This window comes from Phytoactinopolyspora endophytica (assembly GCF_004138495.1).
Taxonomy (GTDB): Bacteria; Actinomycetota; Actinomycetes; order Jiangellales; family Jiangellaceae; genus Phytoactinopolyspora; species Phytoactinopolyspora endophytica.
In genome coordinates, this window is the sequence record NZ_ML142865.1 from 51,935 (window position 1) to 59,491 (window position 7,557).

7 protein-coding genes are annotated in these 7,557 nt (G+C 69.7%); 1 reads left to right on the top strand and 6 read right to left on the bottom strand.

What is annotated here, in order from left to right; genetic code table 11:
* The first annotated feature begins 174 nt into the window (after positions 1–174).
* The gene (locus ELR45_RS26315) at positions 175–762 is read left to right on the top strand and encodes a dihydrofolate reductase family protein (protein WP_129668977.1); all 588 of its coding nucleotides are present in this window, start codon (positions 175–177) and stop codon (positions 760–762) included.
* A gap of 54 nt (positions 763–816) precedes the next feature.
* On the opposite strand, the gene ELR45_RS26320 is transcribed toward ELR45_RS26315, so the two are convergent.
* The 6 genes from ELR45_RS26320 to ELR45_RS39160 all read right to left on the bottom strand — a co-directional run.
* Complete coding sequence (locus ELR45_RS26320; protein ID WP_129668978.1) at positions 817–1,245, bottom strand: CoA-binding protein; 429 nt, start codon at positions 1,243–1,245, stop codon at positions 817–819.
* A gap of 44 nt (positions 1,246–1,289) precedes the next feature.
* Positions 1,290–2,669 carry an amidohydrolase family protein gene (locus ELR45_RS26325; protein WP_129669079.1) on the bottom strand — a complete coding sequence of 460 codons (1,380 nt, stop codon included), beginning with the start codon at positions 2,667–2,669 and terminating at the stop codon, positions 1,290–1,292.
* A 46-nt stretch (positions 2,670–2,715) separates the two neighbouring features.
* The gene (locus ELR45_RS26330; protein ID WP_129668979.1) at positions 2,716–4,128 is read right to left on the bottom strand and encodes a formimidoylglutamate deiminase; all 1,413 of its coding nucleotides are present in this window, start codon (positions 4,126–4,128) and stop codon (positions 2,716–2,718) included.
* Positions 4,125–5,384 carry an allantoate amidohydrolase gene (locus ELR45_RS26335; protein ID WP_205857307.1) on the bottom strand — a complete coding sequence of 420 codons (1,260 nt, stop codon included), beginning with the start codon at positions 5,382–5,384 and terminating at the stop codon, positions 4,125–4,127. Before ELR45_RS26335 ends, ELR45_RS26330 begins: the two co-directional genes overlap by 4 nt.
* Positions 5,381–7,081 (bottom strand): urocanate hydratase, encoded by a 1,701-nt coding sequence (hutU, locus tag ELR45_RS26340; RefSeq protein ID WP_129668980.1) that lies wholly within the window; start codon positions 7,079–7,081, stop codon positions 5,381–5,383. The genes ELR45_RS26335 and hutU overlap by 4 nt, the downstream gene beginning before the upstream one ends.
* An 8-nt stretch (positions 7,082–7,089) precedes the next feature.
* The coding region (locus ELR45_RS39160) for an aromatic amino acid lyase (RefSeq protein ID WP_205857308.1) at positions 7,090–7,557 on the bottom strand (468 nt) is incomplete at its 5' end.

Below are 7,557 nucleotides of genomic sequence, written 5' to 3' on the forward strand. Positions count from 1 at the left end.
TTTCGGTGGACATGTCCCGACCAGTGTGCCCGATGGATTGGCCACCGGGGAGCGTTGACGTCGGCCACCTGGCCGATGTTTCGAAGGTCTGGCCGCGGAAGCATTCGAGGTACGGGATACGACGGCTTGCAAGCACCCGATCCGGTTATCCGATTCGCAGATCAGGAGAAGACCATGTCCAAAGTCATTGCCAACATGTCCATGTCTCTCGACGGATTCGTCGCCGACCCGTCGGACGGTATCGACGACCTCCTCGGCTGGGCCGTGACCGGCGATGTCGAGGTGCCGAGCGCCAACCCCGGGTTCACTTTCCGCATGTCCGCCCCGAGCGCGGAGGTCATGCGTGAGGCGGTCGCCAACGTCGGCGCCGTGGTCGGCGGGCGCCGGTACTTCGACCTCGCCAGCGGATGGGGCGGCACGCATCCGATGGGTACCACCTTCATCGTGACTCATAGCGTGCCGGACGGCTGGCCGCGGCCCGGCTCGTCGATCAGCTTCGTCACCGACGGCGTGGAGAGCGCCATGAGGCAGGCGAAGGAGGCGGCCGGTGACAAGTGGGTGGCCGTGGCTACGCCCGATCTCGTCCGGCAGTGCCTCAACCTCGGGCTGCTCGACGAGATCGCGGTCGACCTCGTTCCCATCGTCCTGGGTGCGGGCGTCCCCTTCTTCACCAACCTCAAGGAGACGCCGGTCCAGCTGGATGGGCCGATCGTCGTCGAGGGCACGGGCGTGACCCACCTGAAGTACCGCGTGCGCACGTGAGCAGATAGCTGACGAGATCGAGCACGCGCTCCGTGAAATGACGGCGGGTGCAGGTCAGAGGCCGAGACGCGGGCCTTCGATGGCGGGACAGGTGTCCATGACGACATCCAGCCCGGCGTCCTTGGCCCGCTGGGCGGCGGCCTCGTCGATGACGCCCAGCTGAAGCCATACGGCGCGGATGCCGAGCCGGTCCGCTTCGGCGATGGCGTCGTCCACCACCTCGCCCACCCGCGTGCTGTTGACGAAACAGTCGACGACCTCGACCGGACCGGGGACGTCCGCGAGACGGCGATAGCCCGTCTCACCGTGTGCGTCCTCGCCTCGCGGGTTGACCGGCACGACACGCATGCCGAGCCTGTCGCGGATGTACTCGGAGACGCCGTAGGCGGTACGTGCGGAGTTGGATGACAGGCCGGCTACCGCCCACGTCGCGGGATTCGTCAGCAGCCGCCGGATGACGTCAGCGTCGTTCACATGGCTCATGCCTGTGCAACACCGCCGGCGGCCTCAGTATTCGACGGTCCTGGCTACAGCTCAAGGGCTGCGGCGATAGGCACCCCGGGGCGGTAGGCGAGGTGCCGGTACGACGGCGCGTCGAGCACGCACAGGTCGGCACGGGCTCCGACGCTGAGATGCCCGACGTCGCTCCGGCGCAGCGCCAGGGCGCCCCCGACAGTCGCCGACCACAGCGCCTCTGCCGGGGTCATCCGCATCTCGCGGACGGCCAGTGCGATGCAGAACGGCATCGACGAGGTGAAGCTCGTCCCGGGGTTGCAGTCTGTGGCCAGCGCGACCGGCACCCCGGCGGCGATCAGCCTCCTTGCATCGGGATAGGGCGACTTGGTGGAGAACTCGACGCCCGGAAGAAGCGTCGCAACGGTTCCGGAGACGTCTCCGGCCGCAGCGGTCTGGGTGGCGGGGAGGGGTGCATGGCTGTGTTCAGCTCGGTGCGTGACCGGGCTCTCCGCTGCTTTGGCCGCGTCAGCGAGCAGGTCGACGTCCGCGTCGGTGAGGTAGGTGCAGTGGTCGACGCTCGCGGCGCCGAGCTGGACGGCGAGGGCGACGCCTGGCCCATAGCCGAGCTGGCCGGCGTGCACCCGCAAGCCCAGACCCGCGTTGGCGGCGACCTCCAGGATCAGGTGTGTCTCATCGCCGTCGAACGCGGTCGGAGCGCCAGGCTCACAGAACACGTCCGCCCAGCGTGCGTACTGAGCACAGGCGTCGAGCATCGGCCCGATGACGAGATCCACGTAGTCGGCCCGCCCGCGCCTCGTGCGCTGCACTGTGTCCGCCTTGGACCAAGGGTTGCGGGTCCCGGCTCCCGATTCGCCGCGGTACTCAGGAGGAACGACGTGGGCACCCAGGAATGTGGCCTCAGGCGTCAGCGACGAGGCTATGCGCAGTAGCCGGGTCTCATCCTCGATGGACAGGCCGTACCCACTCTTGATCTCCACCGTCGTGGTCCCCTGGCGGCGCATCTCGGCCAGCAGCCGACGCCCGCGTGCGGTGAGGGCGGCATCATCGGCCGTCCGCGTCGCCGCAACCGTTGTCGCGATGCCTCCGCCGTCGTAGCGCTCGCCCGCCATCCTCGCCTCGTACTCGCGGGCACGGTCGCCGCCGAACAGAATGTGGGTGTGAGAGTCGACGAACCCGGGGACGACGGCGCGACCTTCGAGGTCGACCAGGCGGTCGGCGGCCGGCGCATCGCTCGCCGGCCCGGTCCAGAGCACAGCGTCCTCGCTGACCACGATCGCCGCCTGCTTGATCACCCCGAGATCCCGGCCCCGCGACGGTCCTCCGGTCGAGGCGGTGGCTCCGTGTTCCGGGTCCATCGTCGCCAGCTCGCCTATCCCCGTGACGAGGGTCGTGGTGTTCACCGTCGTTCCCCCTTCGCGTCCCTCGCTCATGATCATCAACGCCTGGACCCATCGTGAGGGGTTCATCGGTTGATGATCATGTGCGCAGTTGATGGTCATTGGACAATAGGCGATGACGACCATCGTCCACGACTGTCCGTCCGCCGACGATGACCGTCGTCACATCGGACGCGCTTGCTGACAGCACGAGCTGGTCCGGATCCGAGCCGGCGGTGCGGACCGAGTCGGCGCGGACCGCGACCAGGTCAGCCGCCGCGCCCGAAGCGATCCGTCCGTTGCCGTGCCAGCCGAGAGCCGCGTGCCCGCGGTGGGTCATCGCCGCGACCAAGTCCGCAGGTGTGAAGCGCCCACGCCTGCCGGTGGCCAACCGTTCGTGCATCTCCAGAAGGCGGGCCTCGCCGAGCAGGTCGATGATCGCATGCTGGTCGCTCCCGAGACAGACCGGTGAACCAGCGGAGTCCAGCGCACCCATTGGGGAGATGCCGTCCGCTAGGTCCTGCTCGGTGGACGGGCACCCACAGACGGACGTGCCGGTGGAACCGAGGAGCCGGACATCGTCGGCGCTGAGGTGGGTGGCGTGGACCGCCGTCGTCCGTGGCCCGAGGGCACCGGCATCCGCCAGCACTCCGGTGGGGGTGCGGCCGTACTCGGCCAGGCAGTCGTCGTTCTCGGCGGGCTGTTCGGACAGGTGGACGTGCAGGGGAACCTTCGCCGCATCGGCCCACTCGGCGACGGTGCCGATCGCGCGTTCGGACACGGCCCGTACCGAATGGACGGCGGCGCCGATCAGCACGCCCGGGTCAGTGGCGCTCTGCGGGTTCTGCCCATTCCGGCCGGAGAGATCTGCTCGTAGCCGCTCGACCCGCTCGATCCACTGTCCGGCTGTGCCGTCGCCGAACCGGCGCTGCGTCCCGGCCAGCGGAGTCCGGATCCCGCCCTGCAGGTAGCACGTATCCAGCAGGGTCAGCCGGATACCCGCCTCGGAGGCCGCTCGGATCAGCGCGTGCCCCATCGTGTTCGGGTCGGCGTACGGTGTGCCGTCCGGTTCGTGGTGCAGGTAGTGGAACTCGCCGACGACGGTGACCCCCGCCAATGCCATCTCCCGGTACACCGCCCGGGCGAGACGGTAGTAGCTGTCCGGCGTGAGCCGCTGGGCGACGTTGTACATCTCGTCGCGCCAGGTCCAGAACGTGCCGCCGTCGCCGTGGGTCCGCCCGCGCAGCGCGCGGTGGAACGCGTGCGAATGCGCGTTGGCGAACCCGGGGAAGACCACGCCAGGCAGCCGCACGTCGTCCGGCTCGGGAGCCACGGCGCGTTGAACTGTCGTGATCAGCCCACCGCTGACCTCGATCCGCACCCGCTCGACAAGAGCGACTCCCACGTCGATGGAGTCCGTGCGAGCGTGCTGCCGGCTGAACCGATCGGCATACTGATGCTGCGCCGTATCCAACCAGGCGTGTTCCGCCCAGAACGATCTGTCGGCACTCATACGGCCAGCTCAGCCAGGCACCGGGCCAGGGCGTGAACCCCGGCGAGACAGTCGTCGCGCTCGGCGAACTCGTCCGGGGCATGCGAGACACCGGTCGGGTTGCGGACGAACAGCATGGCGGACGGGACCCCGGTCGCGCTCAGGATTCCCGCGTCGTGTCCCGCTCCCGTGCTCAAGATCGGAGCGGCCTGCGCACCGTTCGCCTGCTGTGCCGGAGGTACTGCGCTGTCGGCACCGCCGCCGCGCCGTGGCACGACGATGCGGCTGAGCCGCGTGACCAGGTCGGTGTCGAAGACCGTCGGCGGTGTCCACGACTCTGTCTCCGGTGCGAACTCCATGAGATCCGCGAGCACTCGCTCAACGCGCTCAGCCTCCGGCGCGCGGCAGTCGATCCACGCGGTGACCTCGGACGGGATCGCGTTGACGCCGTTCGGTTCGACCCGGATCTTGCCGACGGTCGCGAGCGCGCCGTGCCGCTCGGCTCCCACTCGTACGCCTTCGACGAGCGCGGCGAGGCGGAGCATCGGGTCGTGCCGGTCTGCGAGCGCCGTCGTTCCGGCGTGGTTCGCCCTCCCGACGAGATCGACCCGCCAGCGCCCGTGCGGCCAGATCATGTTCCCGACGGCGACGGACCGGCCCAGATCCACCAGGCCGCGGCCCTGCTCGACGTGGAGCTCGACGAACGTCCCGACGCGGCGTAACGCCTCGGCGTCGGGGCCGATCCGGTCTGGGTCCTGCCCGGCGGTGCGCATCGCATCGGCGAGGGTGGTGCCGTCGTCGTCGGTGAGCCGGTGCGCGCGCTCAGCCGCAAGCGCACCTGTGAGCAGCCGCGATCCGGCACAGGCGACGCCGAACCGTGCGCCCTCCTCATCGGCGAAGCACGCCACCCCGATGGGTCGGGACGGCTGAATGCCGTGCTCGCGCAGCGCGTCGACGGCCAGGAACGCTGAGACGACGCCGAGGGGGCCGTCGTATGCTCCGCCGCTGGGCACCGAGTCGAGGTGGCTGCCGGTGACGACGCCGGGCCCGTCCGCGTCCGGGTCGCCCCACCACGCCCATTGGTTGCCCGCGCGATCGACGACGACGTCCAACCCGCGTCGCTCCGCCTCCGCCGCGAACCATTCGCGCAGCGTGTGGTCCTCGCGGGTCCACGCGAACCGCCGGTACCCGCCGTTCGGCCGCAGACCGATCGGCGCGAGGTCCGCCCACATCCGGTCGAACCCTTTCCCATGATCATCAACCGGTGTGCCGGTCATAGTGTGTCCATCGGTTGATGATCATGGGGAGTGCCGGTCGGGACAGCGAGGCCCCGCTCGCGGGCGACGTCGGCGGCGTGGGTGTACCCTGCGTCGACGTGGCGGAGCACTCCCGTTGCGGGGTCGTTGGTGAGCACCCGCTCCAGCTTGGCCGCCGCCAGGTCGGTTCCATCGGCGACAGTGACCTGGCCGGCGTGGATGGACCGGCCCATGCCGACACCGCCACCGTGGTGGATGGACACCCACGACGCGCCGGACGCGGTGTTGACCAGCGCGTTCAGCAGCGGCCAATCTGCGATCGCGTCGGAGCCGTCGGCCATGCCCTCGGTCTCCCGGTACGGCGACGCCACCGATCCGGCATCCAGGTGGTCGCGGCCGATCACGATCGGTGCGGTGATCCGGCCGTCGGCGACCAGCTCGTTGAACCGCATGCCGGCCAGGTGTCGCTCGCCGTAGCCCAGCCAGCAGATCCGTGCCGGCAGCCCTTGGAATGCGACCTTCTCCTGGGCGGCACGGATCCAGCGATGCAGCTGGTCGTCGTCGAACAGCTCGAGAACCGCCTCGTCGGTGGCCGCGATGTCTCGTGGGTCACCGGAGAGCGCCGCCCACCGGAACGGCCCCTTGCCCTCGCAGAACAGCGGCCTGATGTAGGCGGGCACGAAGCCAGGGAAGTCAAAGGCACGCTCGAAACCGCCCTGGCGGGCCTCGTCCCGGATCGAGTTGCCGTAGTCGAACACCTCGGCTCCGGCGTCCAGGAACCCGACCATGGCCTCGACGTGCGTCGCCATCGAAGCGCGCGCCCGGTCGGCGAACTCCACCGGCTTGGCGGCGGCCAGCTCGTGCCAATCCTGCACGGAGACGCCTTCAGGGAGGTAGCTCAACGGGTCGTGCGCCGACGTCTGGTCGGTGACGATGTCGACGGCGGCGCCGCGGCGCAGCAGCTCGGGCAGGACGGTCGCGCAGTTGCCGACCAAGCCGACGGAGAGCGCCCGCCGGTCGCGCTTCGCCTCTTCCGCCTGGCGCACCGCGTCGTCGACGTCGGTCGTGTAGGTGTCCAGGTAGCGCTCACGGACCCGGCGCGCGAGTCGTGCCTCGTCGACCTCGATGATCAGGCAGACGCCACCGTTGAGGGTGACCGCCAGTGGCTGCGCCCCGCCCATGCCGCCGCAGCCGCCGGTCACGGTGAGGGTGCCGGACAGGCTGCCGCCGAACCGCTTGGCGGCCACGGCCGCGAACGTCTCGTAGGTGCCCTGCAGGATTCCCTGAGTGCCGATGTAGATCCACGACCCGGCCGTCATCTGTCCGTACATGGTCAGCCCGAGCTGTTCCAGGCGGCGGAACTCCGGCCAGTTCGCCCAGTCGCCCACTAGGTTGGAGTTGGCGATGAGTACCCGCGGCGCCCAGTCATGGGTGCGCAGCACACCTACCGGCTTGCCCGATTGGACGAGGAGCGTCTCGTCGTCGCCCAGTTCGGTGAGGGCGCGCACGATCGCGTCGTAGCTGGCCCAGTCTCGAGCGGCCTTGCCGGTGCCGCCGTAGACGACAAGGTCACCGGGGCGTTCCGCGACCTCGGGATCGAGGTTGTTCATCAGCATCCGTAGTGGAGCCTCGGTCTGCCAGCTGCGTGCGGTCAGCGTCGTGCCGCGCGGCGCGCGGACGGGCGGGTGAGGGGTGTGGTCCGGCGGTTGAGGTGTCATTTAGTCTCCTAGCGCAGGTGGCCGGCGACATCCGATGCGGCATCGGCCAACGCACCGGATTGGACCTGGGCGACGACGGACTCGATCTCTGGAGCAAGGAACCTGTCCGGACCTGGTACGGAGGGACCTGGACCGGATCGCTCGTCGGAACTGTCCGGTCGCTCACTGACGACGGCGCAGACAGCCGCGGTCGCGGGGGCCGGTGTCAGCGGACTGCGCAGCTGCAGCGCCCGGGCGGCGGTCAGGATCTCCACGGCGACGACCCGGGTTAGCCCGTCGACGGCGCGACGCAGCTTGCGAGCGGCAGACCACCCCATCGAGACGTGGTCCTCCTGCATCGCCGACGACGGGATCGAGTCGACCGACGACGGCACGGCCAGCCGCTTCAGCTCGGAGACGATGCCGGCCGCGGTGTACTGGGCGATCATGTGCCCGGAGTCGACCCCGGGGTCGTCGGCGAGGAAGGCCGGCAGGCC

Bases quoted from the DNA above. Each gene is read 5' to 3' on its own strand.
- hutU (WP_129668980.1), bottom strand. From the start codon at position 7,081: ATGACACCTCAACCGCCGGACCACACCCCTCACCCGCCCGTCCGCGCG.
- ELR45_RS26315 (WP_129668977.1), top strand. From the start codon at position 175: ATGTCCAAAGTCATTGCCAACATGTCCATGTCTCTCGACGGATTCGTC.
- ELR45_RS26335 (WP_205857307.1), bottom strand. From the start codon at position 5,384: ATGACCGGCACACCGGTTGATGATCATGGGAAAGGGTTCGACCGGATG.
- ELR45_RS26325 (WP_129669079.1), bottom strand. From the start codon at position 2,669: ATGAGCGAGGGACGCGAAGGGGGAACGACGGTGAACACCACGACCCTC.
- ELR45_RS26320 (WP_129668978.1), bottom strand. From the start codon at position 1,245: ATGAGCCATGTGAACGACGCTGACGTCATCCGGCGGCTGCTGACGAAT.
- ELR45_RS26330 (WP_129668979.1), bottom strand. From the start codon at position 4,128: ATGAGTGCCGACAGATCGTTCTGGGCGGAACACGCCTGGTTGGATACG.